This is a genomic window from Polaromonas sp. P1_E3, assembly GCF_056405935.1.
On sequence record NZ_JBFUBD010000807.1, the window covers coordinates 1 to 643 of the forward strand.

The following is a 643-nucleotide window of genomic DNA, read 5'->3' on the forward strand; positions in this document are numbered from 1 at the left end:
TCGCTGCCCAGCCGTGTACTGAAGTTGTCGCCGGCCCGCAGGTTGACCGGCGCGCGCACGTTGTAGGTCGCCGTGTTCCCCGCATTGACGGCGCCCAGCCCGTATTCCAGCGCCAGCTTGCCGTTGGCATGCTGCGAGGTGATGGACGCGTTGATGTTGATATTGCGCCAGGCGCTCAAGGTCAGCGTGGTGCCCGCGTTCCAGGTGAAGGCAGCGTTAACGTGGATGTCGCCGTTGTCCGTACCGCCGGCATTGTTGGTCGCCAGCGCGACGTTGCCCAGGTTAAGGCTGGCGGCCAGCGTGCCCGCGCCTATGCTGCTGCCGGTCAGCGCGCCGCTGCCCGCGGCGATGGTGAAGTCGGTCGGGTCTATCCGCCATGTGCCATGGTTGCCATTGGCCGCCAGTGTGGAGATGACGGCACCGTCAGCCACCTTGACGTGTGCCGCGGACGTTTCGACAAAGCCGCCGTCACCGACCGTGGGTGCCGATGCATCGAGCGTGCCGCCGACATTGACGTTACCCGTTTCCATGTCGCCCATCAGCAGAATGCGCCCGGCTTTGTTCTGGATCGTCTTCGCTTCAATGACACCAGTGTTGTTCACCGTCGCCGTGGTCAGCTGGTCCATGGCTTTGGCGGACAGCA

The 643-nt window shown here is 64.4% G+C and carries 1 pseudogene; it reads right to left on the minus strand.

The features are described 5' to 3' along the window. Nucleotides 1-626 (minus strand): annotated as a pseudogene (locus AC1D0Z_RS23650) (hypothetical protein); the annotation flags it as partial. Nucleotides 627-643: the final 17 nt, after the last annotated feature.